The organism is Rhizorhabdus histidinilytica, from assembly GCF_900167915.1.
Taxonomy (GTDB): Bacteria; Pseudomonadota; Alphaproteobacteria; order Sphingomonadales; family Sphingomonadaceae; genus Rhizorhabdus; species Rhizorhabdus histidinilytica.
In genome coordinates, this window is sequence record NZ_FUYM01000008.1 from 59630 (window position 1) to 79002 (window position 19373).

Sequence of the window (19373 nt, forward strand, 5' to 3'; positions counted from 1 at the left end):
ATGGGAAGCCCCCGAATAAACAATGGGACTGGACATGGCGACGAACTGGACGCCCGCGAGCTGGCGTCAACATCAAGCGGTGCAGATGCCGGACTATCCGGATGCGGCGGCCCTGGCGGCGGCCGAGAAGGAACTGTCGAGCTTTCCGCCGCTGGTCTTTGCCGGCGAGGCGCGCGAGCTGACCGCGTCGCTCGCGCAGGTCGCGGCGGGCAAGGCTTTCCTGCTCCAGGGCGGCGACTGCGCCGAGAGCTTTGCCGAGTTCCATCCGAACAACATCCGCGACACCTTCCGCGTGCTGCTGCAGATGGCGGTGGTGCTGACCTTCGCGTCGAAGCTGCCGGTGGTGAAGGTCGGCCGCATGGCAGGCCAGTTCGCCAAGCCGCGCTCGGCCCCGACCGAGGAGATCGGCGGCGTCACCCTGCCCAGCTATCGCGGCGACATCATCAACGACATCGGCTTCACCGAGGAATCGCGCATCCCCGATCCGCGCCGGATGGTCCGCGCCTACAGCCAGTCGGCGGCGACGCTGAACCTGCTGCGCGCCTTCGCGCAGGGCGGCTATGCCAACCTCCACCAGGTCCATGCCTGGACGCTCGATTTCATGGGCCGCAGCCCCTGGGCCGCGCAATATGGCGAGGTCGCCGCCCGAATCGGCGACGCGCTCGACTTCATGGCGGCGTGCGGGATCAACCCGGAGACCGTGCCCCAGCTCAAGGGAACGCAGTTCTACACCAGCCATGAGGCGCTGCTGCTGCCCTATGAGCAGGCGATGACGCGCGAGGACAGCCTCAACACCGGGCAGTATTTCGATACCTCGGCGCATTTCCTGTGGATCGGCGACCGCACCCGCTTCGAAGGGTCGGCGCATGTCGAATATCTGCGCGGCGTCGGCAACCCGATCGGCCTGAAATGCGGGCCGAGCCTGGAGCCGGATGCGCTGCTGCGCCTGCTCGACACGCTCGACCCGCAGCGCCAGCCCGGCCGGATCACGCTGATCACCCGCTATGGCCACGACAAGATCGAGAAGCATCTGCCGGCGCTGGTCCGCGCGGTGAAGCGCGAGGGGCGCCCGGTCGTCTGGTCGTGCGATCCGATGCACGGCAACGTCGTCAAGGCGGCCAATGGCTACAAGACCCGGCCGTTCGACCGCATCCTCGCCGAGGTGCGTGGCTTCTTCGCCGTCCACCGCGCCGAGGGCACCCATGGCGGCGGCATCCATGCCGAGATGACCGGCCAGAACGTCACCGAATGCACCGGCGGCGCGATGGCGGTGACCGACGAGAATCTCGCCGATCGCTATCACACCCATTGCGACCCGCGCCTCAATGCGGGCCAGAGCCTCGAGCTGGCCTTCCTGCTCGCCGAGATGCTCAATCAGGAGATGAAGGAGCGCGACCGGGCCGCCGCCTGATCGGCGCCGACGCAGCTCCGAACAACAAAGGCGCCATCGGACCTCGGCCCGGTGGCGCTTTTCTTTCGTCGCTCAATTACCGATCGAGCGCATCGCCCGCCAGGGCTCCTCGAAGCGCTGTTCGACGATCTGGAGCAGACGATCGAGGCTGTCGACGGCCTGGTCGTCACAATGCCGGACCGCGTCGGCGATCCGGTCGACGAGCACCGCGATCGCATCGACGCCGTGAAGCGCGATGAGGTCGTCGGCCTTGTCCGGTGACGTCAGTTCTGCCTGCATGGACCGAATCTAGCGACCCGCGCACCCGTGGCTACTGCGTAGTTTCCCGGTGCGACGGGCGGTCGGCGCAAATGGCGAACGCCCTGGCGCGCAACAGCCCTTGACTTGCTTTCCCCCGCCCCATAAGGACGCCGCTCCGCACAGGACGGCCCCTTCGTCTAGCGGTCTAGGACGTCGCCCTCTCACGGCGAAAACACGGGTTCGAGTCCCGTAGGGGTCACCAGCGCCTTTCGGCGCATAGCGCTTCACCAAGCTCAAAATGGATACTCCGCTCAGGAGCCGGCTTCGGCCCGGATGCGGACCAGGCGGCGTTGCGCCTGCTAATCGCCATCCCCTCGCGTCCGGCGTGGAATAGCCAGCGCCCCGAACAAAGCATCAGAGTTCTGAATTGTAGGCGCCGAAGCCCCGAAAACAGCCGTTGCGCATTGCCGCGCCGCCGCGCCGATCCCTAATGTCGGCTCGACAGTGACGGGTTCGAGGGTCGGACCCGGCCCGGCGAACCGGCTCCCAGGTCGGCGTCGGCCAACAGGTTTGAACGACAAGGGCAAAGATGAACGACATCACTCCCACTCCCTGGCCGAAGGACCGGATCATCCCCGCCGCCAACTGGCAGCGGCCCGAGGGGGTCCGGCTGATCTCGAGCGACGATCATGTCATCGAGGAGCCCCATCTGTGGGAGGAGCGGCTGAAGGGCGCAGACAAGGACCGCGCGCCGAAATATTGGAAGGACGAGACCGGCTTCCACATGACGGTCGACGGCGAATCCTATGACGTCCCCGGCCTGCCCTCCGACTTCCCCGAGGGCCGCGAAGGCTTCTGGGACGTGTCGAAGCGCCTCGCCGACATGGACGCCGAGGGGGTCGACGCCTCGATCGTCTACCATGGCCGCGCCGCGGGCCTGATCCGCATGGCCGACCGCGACTTCTTCGTCCGCTGCATGGACGTGTTCAACGAATGGCTGGCCGAGTGGAAGCAGGCCGCGCCGAACCGGCTCTATCCGGTCGCCTACCTGCCGACCTTCTTCAATCCGGAGGCGACCGCCGACTATCTGCAGAAGCTCAAGCAGCTCGGCTTCAAGGCGATCGAGATCCCGCTCAACCCGCGGGGCATCCGCTACAACAGCCTGGCGATGGACCCGATGTGGCGCGCGATCGAGGATAGCGGGTTGCCGCTGTCGATCCACATCGGAGCCTATATCCAATATTCGGGGCGCGGATCGTTGGGCGCCAACCTCAACGCCAACCTGATGCCGTTCACCGGCATGTTCGGCCAGTTCGTGTTCTCGGGCATCTTCGATCGCTTCCCCGGCCTGAAGCTGATCTTCACCGAAGGCGGCGCGGGCTGGGTGCCGGCGACCCTGGAGAATGCCGACAAGATCGCGCGCGACTATGCGACCGAGCTTCGCCCCAGGATCGCGCATGCGCCGAGCTGGTATTGGCACAACAACTGCTACGCGACCTTCATGCAGGACGACGTCGCGATCGAGAATATCGACCGGATCGGCGCGGACCGCATCATGTGGTCGGTCGACTATCCGCACCCGGAGAGCATCGTCGGCAATAGCGAAACGGTCGTGAAGGGCATCTTCGACAAGGTCGGCGAGGCGAAGGCGCGCAAGATCGTCGGCGACAACGCGGCGGCGGTCTGGGGAATCTGACGCGGAATGTCCGACGGGGCCGGCCTCAGGCCGGCTTCGCCTCCCAGCGCATCGCCCCTTCCGCCTTGCGTGTCGCCAGCGCCTCGGATTCGATCGCGATCGCCTCCGCCAGCGTCGCCGCGCTGCCGCGGTCGACCACGTCCCTGGCGATCCGGATCAGCGCGGGATCATGGCCCGCGATCGCCCCCGCCAGCGCGATCGCGCGCGGCAGCAGCCGATCCGCGGGCAGCAGCTCGTTGACCAACCCGACCCGCAGCGCGGTGGCGGCATCGATCGGCTCGCAGGCGAGCATCATCTGCTTGGCGAAGCGCGGACCCACCGCATAGGGCAGCCTCGATCCCATCCCGCTGCCCGACAGCGCGCCGATCTTCGCATGGGTGTCGGCGAAGCGCGCCTCCTCAGCAGCGAGGATGAAGTCGCAGGCCAACGCCAGTTCGAGCCCACCCGTATAGGCGGCGCCATTGACCGCCGCGATCACCGGCTTGCCGAGGCCGGGCACCATATGGATCAGCTCGGTCACGCGGTGGCGGGGCGCGCCGGGCGCCGCGAAGCTCTTCAGGTCGAGCCCGGCACAGAAGGCCGGCGCCGCGCCGGTGAGGATCGCCACGCGCCAGCGCCGATCGTCGCGAAAGTCCGCCAGCGCGGCCGACAGCCGATCGCATAGTTCCAGGTCGATTGCATTGCGCTGGGCGGGGCGGTTCAGCGTCAGCAGCAGGACGCCCTCTCCGACCTCCGCGCTCAGCAGCGCATCGGTCGTCATCGCTACTTCACCATCTCGCGCAGCGCGAACTTGATCACCTTGCCGGTGGCGTTCATCGGCAACGCATCGACGAAGGTGACGCCGCGCGGAACCTTGTAGTTGGCGAGGTTCGCCTTGCTCCAGCCTATCACTTCCTCGGCGGTGATGGTTGAGCCGGCCGAGCGGACGATGAAGGCGTGCCCCACTTCGCCCAGGCGCTGATCGGGCACGCCGATGATCGCCGACTGGTGGATACCGGGCAGGCCCGACATCTGCTTCTCGATCTCCGCCGGATAGACGTTGAAGCCACCGACGATATACATGTCCTTCAACCGGTCGGTGAGCTTCAGATAGCCCTCCGCATCAAGCGTGCCGACATCGCCCGAATGGAGCCAGCCCTCGGCGTCGAGCGTCGCGCGGGTCGCCTCCGGATTGTCGAGATATTCGATCAGCAGCTTGTCGTCGCGGATCAGCACCTCGCCCGGCTCGCCGGTCGGAACCGGGCGGCCGTCGGGGCCGACCAGCTTGATCTCGGTTCCCTCGATCGCAGTGCCGACGGTGTAGGCGACCCGCTCGACCGGATCGCCGGGCCGGGTATGGGTGGCCGAACCGGCGCATTCGGTCATGCCGTAGCCGGTGGTGATCTCCGCGATCGTCGTTTCGGCCTGTAGCCGCTTCATCAGCTCGATCGGGACGACAGTGGCTCCGGTCGACAGGAAGCGGTAGCTGGAGATGTCCCAGTCGCGCCAGTTGGGATGCGCGAGCATCTCCTGGAACACGGTGGGCGGCGCCGGCATCACGGAGATGCGATTGCCCGCGATGAGGTCGAGGATCGACACCGCGTCATAGGCCTCAGGCCAGTAGACGGTGCTCCCGGTCATCAGCCCGGCCACCCAGCCCGCCTTGTAGGAGGCGTTGTGCGAGAAGGGGCCGAAGACGCAGTAGCGATCGTCGGCGGTCTGGCGCGAGATGTTTGCCCAGGCACGGCCGCCGCCCAGCGAGCGGCGATGATCGAAGATAGCCCCCTTGGGCGCACCCGTGGTGCCCGAGGTGAACATGATGTCGGCGATGCTGTCGGGCGTCACGCCCGCCTCGCGCTCGGCAAGGGCCGCGTCGCTGGTCGATCGACCGCGCGCGATGAAATCGTCCCAGCTTTCCTCGCCCGCCGCCAGCTTGTCGGGGATGCCGCGCAGCACGATGGTGCGGCGCAGGTCCGGCATCGCCTCGCTGCGCAGCATCTCGGGATAATGGCGGCCGAGGAAATCGCCGATCACGAACAGGCGGGCGATGCTGCCGCGCCGGACGATATCGGCGACCTCGCCGCCCTTGAGCCGGGTGTTGAGCGGGACCATCGTCCCGCCGGCGCGCTGGATGCCGACCGTCGCCACCACCCATTCCCACATATTGGGAGCCCAGATTCCCGCCCGGTCGCCGGGCCTGGCGCCGTCGGCGATCATCGCCTTGGCGACCTCGTCGGCGCGCCGGTCGAGCTCGCGATAGCTGGTCGGGCCATCGGTGGCGGAATGCAGCGCCGCGCGATCCCTGTAGCGGGCGGCGGCGTCGCGCAGAAGCGCGGGTATCGTGATGCTCACGAGCATACCTCGTTCGAAGGGGAATGGGCCGGAACCGCGGCGAGCCGGCGGACGAAATCGCCCCGCGCGTTCCAGATCAGCCAGGCCGCGAAGGGGCAGACCAGGACCAGAACGATCGCGACGCTGACGCCGATCTTGTTGGGATCGCCGAAGCCGTAGTCGGTGATCGCCCCGACCAGCATCGGACCGAAGGCGAAGCCGAACAGGTTGGAAGCCAGCACGACGAGCGCGCCGAAGCGGCCGCGCATCGCCGGCGGCGCGATCATCTGCACCGCCGCCAGCGTCGGGCCGAAGATCGCACCCATCGTCAGCATCATCAGGGTGATGCCACCGAACAGGATGGTCGCGTCGTCGGCCAGGAAGCAGAGCGCGATCAGCGGCGGCACCGTCAGCGCCGCGATCGCCAGCAACCGCAACGCGATGTCGTGCACGCCACGCCGGAACCAGTGGTCGATGACCAGGCCCAGTGCGATCCCGCCGATCACCCCACCCAGTCCCACGGCCAGCGACATGATCGTGCCGACCTCACCGGCGCTGACGCCCAGCACGCGCCGGGCATAGGTCGGGGTCCAGGACATCGCCGCCTGGGTCATCATCGCAACCAGCGCGCTGCCCAGGATGACGCCGAGCATGAGCCGTGCATTGGCGCGGATATAGCCGAAGAAACTGCCCCAGCTCGCCTCGTGCCGCTGGGGAGGCGGCGTTCCGGCGCGCTTCGGCTCACGCAGCGTGAAGGCGAGCAGCGCGACCGCGACGCCCGGCGCGCCGGTCACCACCAGCACCTGCCGCCACGGCGCCATCCCCTCCAGCACGCCGCCGAGCGGGGCGACTGTGAAACGATCGAGCAGGAGGCCGCCGAGCGCATAGGAGAGCGAGATGCCGATCACGCCGGCGGCGGTGAAGCAGGACATCGGCGTCGCCAGCTTGCCGCGCGGGAAGATGCCCGACAGCAGCGACTGCGCCGCGGGCGAGATCGCCCCTTCGCCGAAGCCAACGAACAGCCGGGCGACGAACAGCTGCACATAGTTGCGTGCGAAACCGGTGGCCGCCGCCGCGATCGACCAGAGCACGATGCCGGTGAACATGATCTTCTGCCGCGAATGGCGATCGACCAGCGCGCCGATGATCAGCCCCATCGCGCCGTAGAACAGCGCGAAGGCCATGCCCTGCACCATGCTGATCTGGAAGTCGTTGAGGCCGAGGTCGGCGCGCATCTCCGGGATCAGCACCGACACGACCTGCCGGTCTATCATCGACACGATCTGGAAGATCATCGTCACTGCCACCGCCCACCATGCGGCGGGGGCGCGGTAATTGTCGGGCCAGTCGTCGTGCGCCTGTGCCGGCGCGGGCGCGGCGCTCATGACCGCAGATGCGTCGGAAGTTCGGGCATGAATACCGCCTTGATCTCGGTGAACGCGTGCAACCCCTCGACCCCGCCTTCGCGGCCGATCCCCGACTGCTTGAAGCCGCCATAGGGCATGGTGAAGTCGATCACCCGCCCATTATGCCCGAAATTGCCGGTGCGGATACGCCGCGCGACGGCATAGGCGCGGTCGGGGCTTTCGGTGAAGACGCCGCCCGAAAGGCCGTAATTGCTGTCGTTGGCGATCGCGATCGCCTGCTCCTCGTCGTCATAGGCGATGATCGTGCCGACCGGCCCGAAAATCTCCTCGCGCGCGATCGCCATGTCGTTGCTCGCGTCGGCGAACAGGGTCGGCTCGACGAACCAGCCCTTCGGCAGATGCGCCGGCCGGCCGCCCCCGGTGACGAGGCGGGCGCCCTCGGCCTTGCCCTTCTCGATATAGCCGAACACCCGGCCATGCTGGTTGCGGGTGACGAGCGGACCCATCTGAGTCGCCTGGTCGAACGGATCGCCGACCGTCACCGCCTGCATCGCGGCGGCCATCGCCTCCACAATCTCGGCCTTGCGCGCGGCGGGGACGAGGATGCGGCTGAACGCGGCGCATTGCTGGCCGCACAGGCCGACCAGGTTGGGCATGATCCCGGCAACCACGGTCGCGATCTTCGCATCGTCGAGCAGGATCGCGGCGGACTTGCCGCCCAGTTCGGTGGTGACGCGGGCCATGCGGCTGCCGCAGACCGATGCGATGTGCAACCCGGCGGCGGTCGAGCCGGTGAAGCTGACCTTGTCGATGCCGGGGTTGCGGATCAGATGATCGGAAACCTCGCGGTCGGCGGTGACCACCGAGAAGACCCCCTCGGGCACCCCGGCGGCGGCGATGCACTCGGCGAGGATCAGCGCCTCCAGCGGGGTCTCGGGCGAGGGCTTGGCGATGACGGCGCAGCCCGCCGCCAGCGCCGGGGCGACCTTGAGCAGCAGCGTCGCCAGCGGCGCGTTCCACGGCACCACCGCCGCGACGACGCCGACCGGCTCGTGGACGACGATGCAGTGGCCGCCCATCATCGGCTGACGCACCTCCTCGAACCCCTTTTCGGCCAGGTCCGCGAAATAGGTGAGATAGGCGGCCATATAGGGCGCGGTCATCGACGACTGCGCATAAGGCATGCCGACCTGCAGCGACCAGGCGCGCGCGAAATCGTCGGCGCGCTTGCCCATCTCCCCGGCGATCCGGCGCAGCACCACCGCGCGCTCCGCGCCGGTCGTGCGCGGCCAGGGGCCATGATCGAAGGCGTGGCGCGCGACCGCGACGACGCGGTCCATGTCCGCCTTGCTCGCCTTGCCGACCCGGCCGACGACCTCCTCGGTCGAGGGCGAGACGATCTCGATCCCGCCGTCGTCGGACGAAGCGGCCCAGTCGCCGCCGATGAAGAGCTTCTCGGGGTTGGAGAGGTTCAGCAGCGTGTCGGTCATCGGCTAGTCCTTCCTGGCTGGCGCGGCATAGGCGCGGCTCGCGGCGGCGATCTCGCCGGCGTCATAGGGTTTGTTGTCGGTCCGGATCTCGACCCGCTCGATCCGCCCATCGAAGGCGAAGGGCGCGGCGTAGCGCGGGCTGGCGCGCACCGACTCGTTGCGGCCGATCTGAAGACCCTGCATCGGCGTGCCGAGCAGCAGCCGGTCGCTGTCGAGCGCCGCCGCCTCGCGTCCGTCGATGACGATCGACAGCCGCCCGACGCGCGGGCGCGCCGACAGCCGCTGGACGAAGCGCACATTGCGCACCGTCGAAGGCCAGGGCGCGTCGAGCGCGATCAGATGGGGATCGCAGCGGAACTCGAACCAGACCCGCCCCTCGCGGACGAAGGCGACGGCGCCGAGGAACTGGTTGCCATGCGCGAACAGTACGCCTTGCCGGCCGGCATCGGCCAGCGTCAGCTCGATCTCGAAATCGCGGCCGAGCAGCTTGGGCGAGGATTCCTCGGGGATCAGGTCGATCGGCGGGATGATCGACCAGCGATCCTTGCCGCCACCCCGGAACAGTTCGGCGAAGGATCGCTCGAGCAGCGAGCGATCGTCGATCGGGAAGACCTGGTGCGCCTGCGCCTCCTTCGTCCAGGCGCGGTCGAGCCGCTCGACGATGTCGGGCCGCTCGGCGGCGAGGTCGCGGGTCTCGTTGGGATCGGTCGCGGTGTCGTACAGCTCCCATGCGTCACCGGGCAGACCGAACCGCCCCTTGGACACGATCCGCCACCGGCCGAGCCGCATCGCCCGGAGCCCGCCCATCTCGAAATACTGGCGGTCGCGCGGATCGGGTGCGTCGCGGTCGGCGAAGCTCGATCGGGCCGAGCGGCCCTCGATCGGCTTCGCGCCGGGACGATCGGATCGGGCGGGGATACCCGCCGCGTCGAGCAGGGTCGGCAGCAAGTCGACCGCGTGCAGGAACTGGCCGCGCAGCTCGCCCCGCGCCGGGATCGTCCGAGGCCAGCTCAGGATCAGCGGATCGGCGACCCCGCCGAGATGGGTGTCGTGCTTGTAGAGCCGGAACGGCGTGTTCGACACCGATGCCCAGCCCAGCGAATACATCGGATAGCTGTCCGGCCCGCCGATCGCGTCGATCCGCTCCGCCGTCTCGGCCGGGGTGACGCCGCCATTGACCATCGCCAGCAGGTTCGGCGTGCCGCCGCGCCCGTCGGGCGACCCGCCATTGTCGGACATCAGCGCGATGATCGTATTGTCGCGATCGCCCAAGGCTTCGAGCGCGTCGAGGATGCGCCCTACCCCCTCGTCGATCCGCGCGATCATCGCCGCATAGACCTCCATGTAGCGCGCCTGCACCCGGCGCTGGGCCGGGTCGAGCGTGTCCCAGCGCGGCACGCCGGGATTGGCGGGCGGCAGGGCTGCGTTGGCCGGGACCAACCCCATCGCCTTCTGGCGATCGAGCCGCGCGGCGCGCAGCACGTCCCAGCCCGCGTCATAGGCGCCCTTGAAGCGCGCGATGTCCTCGCGCCGCGCCTGGAGCGGCGAATGGGCGCCGGGATGCGCCAGCGTCATCAGGAAGGGCCGGTCGCCCCGCTGCGCGCGATGATCGCGCAGGAAGGCCAGTGCCCTGTCGGTGAAATCGTCGGTCGCATAATAGCCGTCGACCGGCGGGGTGATCCGCTCGTTGCCGGCATAGAGCTGGGCGGGCGCGAAATAGTCGGTCGAATGGCCCTGGAACCAGTAGCTCCGCGCATAGCCGCGCTGGCTGGGCCAGTTGCGGGTCGGGCCGGCGGCGTTGGTGGTGTCGGCCAGGTTCACATGCCATTTGCCGACATGATAGGCGCAGTATCCGGCGTCGCTGAACCGCTCGGCCATGGTCGCGGCATTTTCGGCCAGGTCGCCGCGATAGCCGGGATAGCCTGAATCGGAGAAGGTCAGCCAACCGATCCCGGCGCTGTGCGGGTTGAGGCCGGTCATCACGCTGGCGCGGGTCGCCGAACAGACGCCGGTGGTGCGGAAATTGGTGTAGCGCAGCCCCGATGCGGCCAGGCGATCGATGTTTGGCGTCGGGATCTCGCCGCCATAGCAGCCGAGGTCGGCGAAACCGACATCGTCGAGAATGACCAGCAGAACGTTGGGGCTACCCGCCGCCGGCACGGCCTCCTGCCGGATATCCGGGGTCGACGCGCTCATCACCGGTGCGATGCGGCCCTTGAACCCGGCGGCTTCCCCGGCCTGCGCCGGCGCGGCGGCCAGGCCGGCGCCGACCGCCGCCGAGCCGGTGATGCCGGCGGCGATCGCCTCGCGCCGCGACAGCTTGTTCGGATCGCGCTCCATCGCCTTGCTCAGTCCAGCGATCCGCCTTCGACGACCACGGGCAGCGACAATATGTTGGCGATACCGCCGTCGACCGGCAGCATGTGGCCGGTCACGTAGCGCGAGGCTTCCGAGGCGAGGAACTGGACCGGGCCGACGATCTCGGCCGGGTCGCCGAACCGCCCGATCGCGATCGCGTCGCGGAAGATCTTGGCGCGCTGCGGATGGCCGGCGGTGGGCGCGGCCATGTCGGTCAGGAAGATGCCCGGCGCGATGGCGTTGCAGGTGACGCCATGCGGGGCGAGATCGGCGGCGACGGCGCGGGTCAGGCCCAGCACCGCATGCTTGCTGGCGACATAGGCCGACAGATTGGGCCGGCCGGTCCCGGCGACGTAAGAGGCGAAGTTGATGATCCGCCCCCATCCGCGCTCGGCCATCGGCTTCGAAAGCTCGCGGCACAGCAGGTAGATGGCCGAGACGTTGACGTCGAAGGTCCGCTCCCAGTGATCGAGGCTCGATCCGTGCAGCGGACCCCATTCGGCGATGCCGCCATTGTTGACGAGGATATCGATCGGCGCGCCTTCGTCGACCAGGCGGCGGGCCGCCGCTTCGACCGAAGCCATGTCGGCAAGGTCGAAGGTGACGATCCGGGCATCGCGCCCCCTGGCGCGGACCTCGTCGGCCACCTCGCCCAGCTTCGCCGCGTCGCGCGCCGCCAGGATCAGCGAGGCACCAGCGTCGGCAAGCCCCAGGGCGATGGCGCGCCCCAGCCCGCGCGACGCGCCCGTCACCATCGCGGTCCGCCCTTCCAGCGAAAAAAGCGCCGTCATCCCGTCCTCTTCCCTAGCATGTGCCGATCGACATAGCGCCCGATCGACCAAGATACAGATGGCCGCCCGGCATCCATCATATTGATGATCTCCGCAGCTTCGCGCGCAATCTGCTTGAGCCCGCCCCGGATCGCACGGCACATCGCTCGACCGACACGGGAGAAGAAGAGATGGCAGGCGGAGCGGATGGGCGCATCGAGAACGGCGCCGAGGCCGACTATGTGATCATCGGCGCGGGATCGGCGGGCTGCGTCCTCGCCAACCGGCTCAGCGCCGACGGCCGCCACAAGGTCGTCGTCCTCGAAGCCGGCGCCGACGATCGGCCGACGCGCAACCTCTCCGATCCGGCCCAGGCGATCGCGAACATCAACATCCACATGCCCGCCGGCTTCACCCGGATGCTGAAGGACCCGAAGGTCAACTGGAACTACATGACCGATCCGGACCCAGGCACCGAGGGGCGGCAGCACAGCTTCCCGCGCGGCAAGGTGCTGGGCGGCTCCTCATCGATCAACGGCATGCTCTGGGTGCGTGGCCTGCCCGAGGATTATCAGGGCTGGCGGCAACTCGGCTGCGATGGCTGGTCCTGGGACGATGTCGAGCCCTATTTCCGGCGGATCGAGCACCAGCATGGCGAAGGGCAGATCAGCGAGGCGCAGCCGGGTCCGCTCCATGTCAGCGACGTGCCGATCAAGCACGCCATGCTCGACGTGATGACCCGCGCCTTCGAGGAGGCCGGGGCACCGGTCAGCACCGATCTCAACGGCACCACGCGCGAGGGCGTCGCCCGCGTCCGGCTCAACGCCCGCAACGGCGTGCGCGTGTCGGCGGCGGTCGCCTATCTTCACCCGGCGATGAAGCGCCCCAACCTGACCGTGCAGCTCCGCGCCCATGCCACCCGCCTGTTGTTCGAGGGCAGGAAGGCGATCGGCGTCGAATATGTGCAAGGCGGCGTCCGCAAGCAGGTCCGCGCCCGGCGCGAGGTGATCCTGTCAGGCGGCGCGATCAATTCGCCCCAGCTGCTCGAACTCTCGGGTATCGGCGACGGCGAGCGGCTGCGCGCGCTGGGCATCGACGTGCTGGTCGATCGGCCCCGCGTCGGCGAGAATCTCCAGGATCATTATGCGGCGATGGTGCGCGCCCGGATGAAGCCCGGATCGGCCGGCTTCAACGAGCTGTCGCGCGGCGTCCGGCTGATGGGGCAACTCCTCCGCTACGCGTTCACCCGCAGCGGCCTGCTCGCGCTGGGCGGGTCGAACCTGACCGCGTTCCTCAAGTCCGATCCGGCGCTCGACCTTCCCGACATCCAGTTCTTCGCCAGCCCGGCGACGGTGGATTTCGAAGGGCTCGCCAAGCATGGCACGATGTCGATGGAGCGCGCGCCGGGAATGACCGTCGGCGGCTATGTGATGCGCCCGCGCTCGCACGGCTCGATCCACATCACGTCGCCCGACTATCGCGATCACCCGTCGATCAAGCCCAACTACCTGGCGGACGAGGCCGATCGGCGTGCGCAGATCGCCTCGCTGCGTTGGGCGCGACGGATCATGCACAGCCCGGCACTCGCGCCCTATTTCGACCATGAACTGACCCCCGGGGCGGAGGTCCAGAGCGACGAGGCGCTGCTCGCCTTCGCGCGGGCGAGTGGATCGACCGGCTATCACCAGAGCTGCACCTGCGCGATGGGGCCGGGCGCGGACGCGGTGGTCTCCCCTACCCTCCGGGTCAACGGCATCGAACGGCTGCGCGTCGTCGACGCCTCGGTGATGCCCAACATCGTCTCGGGCAACACCCATGCCGCCACCGTCATGATCGCCGAGAAGGCAGCCGACCTGATCCTGGTCGACGCGCGCTAGGCGAGGTTCACCGGTCAGGCCGCGCCGATCGGGCGGGAGCGGCACGTCGGGATCGGACCGGCGTTCGGTGTATCTTGCCGAAGCGCCGGGACATCGGGGCCCCTTTTGAAGGAATCGAGCCCGGCTGCGCTGACGCGAAGCCGGCTGCAATTCACCCTTTCCTTTCGGCTCCGTCCCGAATGTATTCCGGATCACACAAGCATGCCGATCGGCGCACCAGCGCAACCGGTCACCGCCGTCGAGCGTTGCCGTTCATCTTCCAGCCATCGAGCGGGCAGCCAGCTTGCCCGCGCGGTCCGGCTGGACCGTCGCCCGCCAGTCCGCGGCGCCAGCCTATGGGAGGTTGCCCAATGAAGATAAGATTGATCGCCATGTCGATGGCCACGGCGCTGATGCTCGGCGCCTGCGCCAGCACCAAGACCGAGGAGGTCGCGACCGCCGCGCCGCCGCCACCCCCGCCCGGCGCTGTTCCGGGCAGCGTCGCGGCTGATCGCGACGGCGACGGAATCGTCGACGGCTATTATTCGGCCGACGGCATCTATCATCCGAACCTGCCGCCGGCTCCGCCGCCGCCGCCTCCGCCGCCGACACGCCGCGGGGAACGGGGCTGATCGCCCACTTCAGGGGAATGCGGCACGTCCGCATTCCCCGGCTTGCCCTGTTCCTGCTGGCCGGGCTCGCCTGCACGCCCATCTCCGCCGAAGCCGCCCCGTCCAAAGCTGCTTCAAAGGCCGCCTCCAAGACCGCAGCCAAAGCCAAGCCCGTCGCCGCTCCTCGCGCCGAGCAACGGGGGATCGCGCTCGCCATCCGTGACCAGGGTCGCGGGCAGATCGCCAGCTTCTACGCGACGCGCGGCTTCTGGCCGCTCTGGGCATCGAGCGGTCGCATCGGCCCGGAGGCCGACAAGCTGATCGCCATGCTCAAGACCGCCGATCTCGACGGCCTCGATCCGTCCTCCTATCGCATCGACCGGCTCCGCGCCCTTGTCGCCAAGGGACGCTCGGCCAATCCGCAGGCGATCGCCGAGGCCGAGCTGGCGCTGTCGGCGGCCTTCGCTGACTATGTCGCCGACATCCGCAAGCCACGCCGTGTCCGCATCAAATATCTCGATCCCGAGCTCAAGCCGCGCCCCGTCGCAGCGCGTACCGCGCTCAGGGGCGCCGCATTGCAGCCGTCGCTCGGCACCTATATGGCGACGATGGGCTGGATGAGCCCGCATTATGCCCGGCTGCGCGCCCTGCTCGCCCGGGCGATCGAACGCAGGAGCCCGCGCGAGATCGTCGAGCGCCTGCGTCTCAACCTCGATCGCGCCCGGCTGCTGCCCGGCCCATGGACCCGCCATGTCGTTGTCGACGCGGCCTCGGCACGGCTCTGGTATTATGAGGGCGGCAAGCAGCGCGCAATGATGCGCGTCGTCGTCGGCGCTCCCGAGACCGAGACGCCGATGCTGGCCGGCATGGTCCGCTATGCGATCCTCAACCCCTATTGGAACGTTCCCGATTATCTGATCCAGCGCAAGCTCGCCCCAAAGATCGTCGCCGGCGCGACCCCCGCCTCGCTGCGGATGGAGGTGCTGTCCGACTGGAGCGCCTCACCGCGTCGCCTCACCGCGGACGAGGTCGACTGGCCGGCGGTCGCCGCGGGCCGCAAGCTCGTGCGGATGCGCCAGCTTCCGGGCGGCGCCAATGCGATGGGACGGGTCAAGTTCATGTTCCCCAACGATCTCGGGATCTATCTCCACGACACGCCCGACAAGGGCCTGCTGTCCAAGCCGGACCGGCATCTCAGCAATGGCTGCATCCGTCTCCAGGATGCGCCGGGTCTATACCGTCTGATGTTCGGGCGCCCCCTTCCCGCCGCGTCCAAGCAGCCCGAGCGCGACGTGGCGCTGCCGACGCCGATCCCGGTCTATCTGACCTACATCACCGCGACGCCGACCGAACGCGGCATCGGTTTCCTGAAGGACGTCTACGGCCGCGACGAGTGACTGGTCACTTGCGTCCGAACAGCTTCTCTATGTCGCCATGGCCGAGCTTGATCCAGGTCGGCCGGCCGTGGTTGCACTGACCCGAATGCGGCGTCACCTCCATCTCCCGGAGCAGCGCGTTCATCTCGGCGACCGACAGCGTCCGGCCCGCGCGCACCGATCCGTGGCAGGCCATGGTCGCGGCGACATGGTCGAGCTTCTCCTTGAGCGACAGCGCCTCATCATAGGCCGCGAGCTCGTCGGCCAGGTCGACGATCAGGCCATGGACGTCCCCCTGCCCCAGCAAGGCCGGCGTCGCCCGTACCAGCATCGCCTTGGGCCCGAAGCGTTCGAGCTCGAGCCCCATCTCGGCCAACTCGTCGATCCGCGTCTCGAGCCTGTCGCAGCCGACCTCGTCGAGCTCGACGACCTCGGGCAGCAGCAGCGCCTGCCGCGCGACACCGCCATCGGCCATCGCCCGCCGCATCCGTTCGAGGACGAGCCGCTCGTGCGCGGCGTGCTGGTCGACGATCACCAGCCCGTCCTCGGCCTCGGCGACGATATAGGTGGCGGCGACCTGGCCGCGCGCGACGCCCATCGGATAGCTCGTTTGCTGCGGTGGTGGACTATAGGCCGGCTCCGCCCGCGCCATCGGCGCCGGGGCGAAGTCGGCCACCCGATCCCAGACGCTGCCCTGCCCGCTTCGCTCGGCGGCGGCGCTGAAGGCGAAGCCGTTGGGGATCGCCGGCGCCGCAGCCGAAGGCGGCGGCAGGCCCCCGGCTTGCCAGTTGCCGAGCGCCGCGACCGACGGCCGCTGGACGCTGCGATGCCCCGCCTCGTCCAGCGCGGCGCGCAGGCCGCCTACGATCATGCCACGCACCAGCCCGGGATCACGGAAGCGCACCTCGGTCTTGGCGGGATGGACGTTGACGTCGACCTGGTCGCCGGGAAGATCGACGAACAGCGCGATCACCGGATGCCGGTCGCGCGCGAGCATGTCCTGATAGGCGCCCCGCACCGCGCCGATCAGCAGCCGGTCCTTCACCGGCCGGCCGTTGACGAACAGGAACTGATGGTCGGCGACGCCGCGGTTGAAGGTCGGCAGCCCGGCGACGCCGGTCAGCGACACCGCCTCGCGCCGGAAGTCCACCGCGACGCTGTTGTCGGCCAGATCGCGGTCGGTGAGCGCTGCGACCCGGTCGACCCGCTGCTCGTCGGGCGCGACCAGGATCACCCGCCGCCCCTCATGCTCCAGCGTGAAACCGATATCGGGCCGCGCCATGGCGAGCCGCTTGATGACGTCGACGCAGGCCGCATATTCGGCGCGGGCCGAGCGCAGGAATTTGCGCCGTGCGGGCACCTTGGCGAACAGGTTCGACACGCGAATGCGGGTGCCGGGCGGCAGCGCTGCCGGCCCCTCCCCCACCAGATCGCCATGGTCCACCCGGCGGTGCCACCCGTCCGCGCCGCGCACCCGGCTCTCGATGGTGAGGTCGGCGACGCTGCCGATCGAGGGCAGCGCCTCCCCCCGGAAGCCGAGCGTGGTAACCGCCTCGATCGCGTCGTCGGGCAGTTTCGAAGTGGCATGGCGCTCCAGCGCCAGCGCGATCTCCCCGGGCGCCATGCCGCAGCCGTCATCGACGACGTCGATCGAGGAAAGCCCTCCTTCTGAAAGGCTTACCGAAATCCTTTTCGCTCCTGCGTCGATCGAATTCTCGACCAGCTCCTTGAGCGCGCTGGCCGGTCTTTCGACCACTTCACCGGCGGCGATGCGATTCACCAGATGCTCAGGCAGGCGGCGTATTGACATGGACATTGTCCTAGCCCAAGCGGCGGCGTTCCGCATCCCTTGATAGACGCCGGATTTTCCTCGCCGATCGGGTGGTGCAACCGACACGCAAAATCCGTCCCGGGCGGGCTAGAGAACGGACCAGAGCATGTTCCTCCAGCGTTACTTCAAGTTCATGTCGCACGATATGGCGATCGACCTCGGCACCGCGAACACCGTCGTCTACGTGCGCGGGCGCGGGATCGTGCTCAACGAGCCGTCGGTGGTGGCGATCGAGACGATCAACGGGGTCAAGCGGGTGCGCGCGGTCGGCGACGACGCGAAGCTGATGATGGGCAAGACGCCCGGGTCGATCGACGCGATCCGCCCGTTGCGCGACGGCGTGATCGCCGACATCGACGTCGCCGAGCAGATGATCAAGCACTTCATCCAGAAGGTGCATGGACGCCGCAACTTCATGCGCTGGCCGGAAATCGTGATCTGCGTGCCGTCCGGCTCGACCTCGGTCGAGCGCCGCGCGATCCGCGACGCCGCTTCCAACGCCGGCGCGAGCCAGGTGTGGCTGATCGAGGAGCCGATGGCGGCGGCGATCGGCGCGGGGATGCCGGTGACCGAGCCGATCGGGTCTATGGTCGTCGACATCGGCGGCGGCACCACCGAGGTCGCCGTCCTCTCGCTGCGCGGCCTCGCCTACACCACCTCGGTCCGCGTCGGCGGCGACAAGATGGACGAGGCGATCAGCTCCTATGTCCGCCGCAATCACAACCTGCTGATCGGTGAGGCCACCGCCGAACGGATCAAGCAGGAGGTGGGCGTCGCCAAGATGCCGGCCGACGGCAAGGGCGAGACGATCCACATCAAGGGCCGCGATCTCGTCAACGGCGTGCCGAAGGAGATCACCATCACCCAGGCGCAAATCGCCGAGGCGCTGACCGAGCCGGTTTCGGCGATCGTCGAGGGTGTCCGCATCGCTCTGGAGAACACCGCACCCGAGCTGGCGGCGGACATCGTCGATCAAGGCATCGTCCTGACCGGCGGCGGCGCGCTGCTGCAGGGTATCGACGAGGTGTTGCGCGAAGCCACCGGGCTGCCGGTCTCGATCGCCGACGACCCGTTGACCTGCGTCGCCCTGGGCACCGGACGCGCGCTGGAGGACTCGGTCTTCCGCGGCGTGCTCCAGACGGCCTGATCCGCGCCGCTGGCCGATGGCGGCGCCCCGGCACAGGCGTCGAGGATTCTCCCGCCGGGTCCAATATGGCCTGTTCGCGGGCTATGTCGTTGCGATCGTCGGAATCCTGATCGGAGCCGCGCTGCTGCTCGTCGCGCGGCTCGATCCGCGTGCCTTCGGAACGCTGCGCGGGGTCGTCGTCGATGCCGGGGCGATCTTCACCGGCGCCGGCCGGGTCGGGGTCGATGCCGCGCATGACCTCGGCGACGGGATCGCCGCCTATTTCGATGCCGCGAACCAGAATCGCGCGCTCAAGGAGGAACTGGCGCGCGAACGGCGGCGCGTGATCGCGGCCAAGGCGATCGCCGCCGAAAACGGCCGGCTCAAGAAGCTCGCCCGGCTGACCGAGCACCTTCCCGCCCCGATCCTCTCGGCGCGACTGATCGGATCGACCCCGACCGGCCAGCGGCGCTTCGCGACGCTCGCGGCGGGAACCGCCGAAGGCATACGGCCGGGGATGACGGTGCGTTCGCCCGAAGGGCTAGTCGGCCGCGTCTACGAGAGCGGCATCTTCGCCTCCCGCGTGCTGCTGCTGACCGACGGCGAAACGACCGTCCCGATCAAGATCATCCGCAGCGGCCAGGCAGCGCTGGCCACCGGCCAGGGCGATGGAACGATGGAGGTCCGCGCGCTGATCGCCGGCGGCCGGCCGTTCCGGCGCGGCGACCTGGCCGTCACCTCCGGTACCGGCGGCGTCTATTCACCCAATGTGCCGGTCGCCGTGGTCGTCGCGGTCAACGGCGACCGCGCCATCGCCCGGCCGCTCGCCGACCCCGGCCGCGCGGATTTCGCGGCGGTCTACCCGATCTTCCAGGCACCGGTGGTCGATCCGCCGGCCCAGCCCAAGCCATGATAGCCCCCGAAGGCAATC

General features: G+C 68.7%; 15 protein-coding genes and 1 tRNA gene. 8 read left to right on the plus strand and 8 right to left on the minus strand.

What is annotated here, in order from left to right:
• Positions 1-34 precede the first annotated feature (34 nt).
• Entirely contained in the window at positions 35-1411 is a 1377-nt protein-coding gene (locus B5X82_RS17325) for a class II 3-deoxy-7-phosphoheptulonate synthase (RefSeq protein ID WP_079649437.1), read from the plus strand.
• A 72-nt stretch (positions 1412-1483) separates the two neighbouring features.
• On the opposite strand, the gene B5X82_RS17330 is transcribed toward B5X82_RS17325, so the two are convergent.
• Complete coding sequence (locus B5X82_RS17330; protein WP_079649438.1) at positions 1484-1690, minus strand: hypothetical protein; 207 nt, start codon at positions 1688-1690, stop codon at positions 1484-1486.
• A gap of 147 nt (positions 1691-1837) precedes the next feature.
• Between B5X82_RS17330 and B5X82_RS17335 the strand changes: the two genes are divergently transcribed.
• Positions 1838-1913: transfer RNA gene (locus tag B5X82_RS17335), tRNA-Glu, on the plus strand.
• A gap of 327 nt (positions 1914-2240) precedes the next feature.
• The gene (locus tag B5X82_RS17340; RefSeq protein WP_079649439.1) at positions 2241-3347 is read left to right on the plus strand and encodes an amidohydrolase family protein; all 1107 of its coding nucleotides are present in this window, start codon (positions 2241-2243) and stop codon (positions 3345-3347) included.
• Positions 3348-3372: 25 nt separating this feature from the next.
• On the opposite strand, the gene B5X82_RS17345 is transcribed toward B5X82_RS17340, so the two are convergent.
• The 6 genes from B5X82_RS17345 to B5X82_RS17370 are packed head-to-tail and all read right to left on the minus strand — an operon-like array spanning position 3373 to position 11663.
• Entirely contained in the window at positions 3373-4107 is a 735-nt protein-coding gene (locus tag B5X82_RS17345) for an enoyl-CoA hydratase-related protein (RefSeq protein WP_079649440.1), read from the minus strand.
• Positions 4108-4109: 2 nt separating this feature from the next.
• Positions 4110-5684 carry an AMP-binding protein gene (locus B5X82_RS17350; protein ID WP_079649441.1) on the minus strand — a complete coding sequence of 525 codons (1575 nt, stop codon included), beginning with the start codon at positions 5682-5684 and terminating at the stop codon, positions 4110-4112.
• Positions 5675-7042, minus strand: a complete 1368-nt coding sequence (locus tag B5X82_RS17355; protein WP_079649442.1) for an MFS transporter — start codon at positions 7040-7042, stop codon at positions 5675-5677. The genes B5X82_RS17350 and B5X82_RS17355 overlap by 10 nt, the downstream gene beginning before the upstream one ends.
• Positions 7039-8514: an aldehyde dehydrogenase gene (locus B5X82_RS17360; RefSeq protein WP_079649443.1), complete on the minus strand. Its 1476-nt coding sequence runs from the start codon at positions 8512-8514 to the stop codon at positions 7039-7041. The genes B5X82_RS17355 and B5X82_RS17360 overlap by 4 nt, the downstream gene beginning before the upstream one ends.
• Before the next feature lie 3 nt (positions 8515-8517).
• Positions 8518-10854 (minus strand): arylsulfatase, encoded by a 2337-nt coding sequence (locus B5X82_RS17365; RefSeq protein ID WP_079649444.1) that lies wholly within the window; start codon positions 10852-10854, stop codon positions 8518-8520.
• A gap of 8 nt (positions 10855-10862) precedes the next feature.
• The gene (locus tag B5X82_RS17370; RefSeq protein WP_079649445.1) at positions 10863-11663 is read right to left on the minus strand and encodes an SDR family NAD(P)-dependent oxidoreductase; all 801 of its coding nucleotides are present in this window, start codon (positions 11661-11663) and stop codon (positions 10863-10865) included.
• Positions 11664-11833: 170 nt separating this feature from the next.
• Here B5X82_RS17370 and B5X82_RS17375 point away from each other — a divergent pair, with 170 nt between their 5' ends.
• The 3 genes from B5X82_RS17375 (at position 11834) to B5X82_RS17385 (ending at position 15506) form a co-directional block, all read left to right on the plus strand.
• On the plus strand, positions 11834-13519 hold the full coding sequence (locus tag B5X82_RS17375) for a GMC family oxidoreductase (protein WP_079649446.1): 1686 nt from the start codon (positions 11834-11836) through the stop codon (positions 13517-13519).
• A gap of 350 nt (positions 13520-13869) precedes the next feature.
• Positions 13870-14130, plus strand: coding sequence for a hypothetical protein (locus tag B5X82_RS17380; protein ID WP_079649447.1), 261 nt, complete (start codon positions 13870-13872; stop codon positions 14128-14130).
• A gap of 17 nt (positions 14131-14147) precedes the next feature.
• Positions 14148-15506: a L,D-transpeptidase scaffold domain-containing protein gene (locus B5X82_RS17385; protein WP_079649448.1), complete on the plus strand. Its 1359-nt coding sequence runs from the start codon at positions 14148-14150 to the stop codon at positions 15504-15506.
• A 4-nt stretch (positions 15507-15510) separates the two neighbouring features.
• Here the strand turns inward: B5X82_RS17385 and mutL are convergent, their stop codons facing one another.
• A complete protein-coding gene (gene mutL / locus B5X82_RS17390) occupies positions 15511-17295 on the minus strand; it encodes a DNA mismatch repair endonuclease MutL (RefSeq protein ID WP_079649449.1) in 1785 nt (594 codons plus the stop codon).
• Positions 17296-17422: 127 nt separating this feature from the next.
• Here mutL and B5X82_RS17395 point away from each other — a divergent pair, with 127 nt between their 5' ends.
• Positions 17423-18463: a rod shape-determining protein gene (locus tag B5X82_RS17395; RefSeq protein WP_047167615.1), complete on the plus strand. Its 1041-nt coding sequence runs from the start codon at positions 17423-17425 to the stop codon at positions 18461-18463.
• A 16-nt stretch (positions 18464-18479) separates the two neighbouring features.
• Complete coding sequence (gene mreC, locus B5X82_RS17400) at positions 18480-19355, plus strand: rod shape-determining protein MreC (RefSeq protein ID WP_079649450.1); 876 nt, start codon at positions 18480-18482, stop codon at positions 19353-19355.
• Positions 19356-19373: the final 18 nt, after the last annotated feature.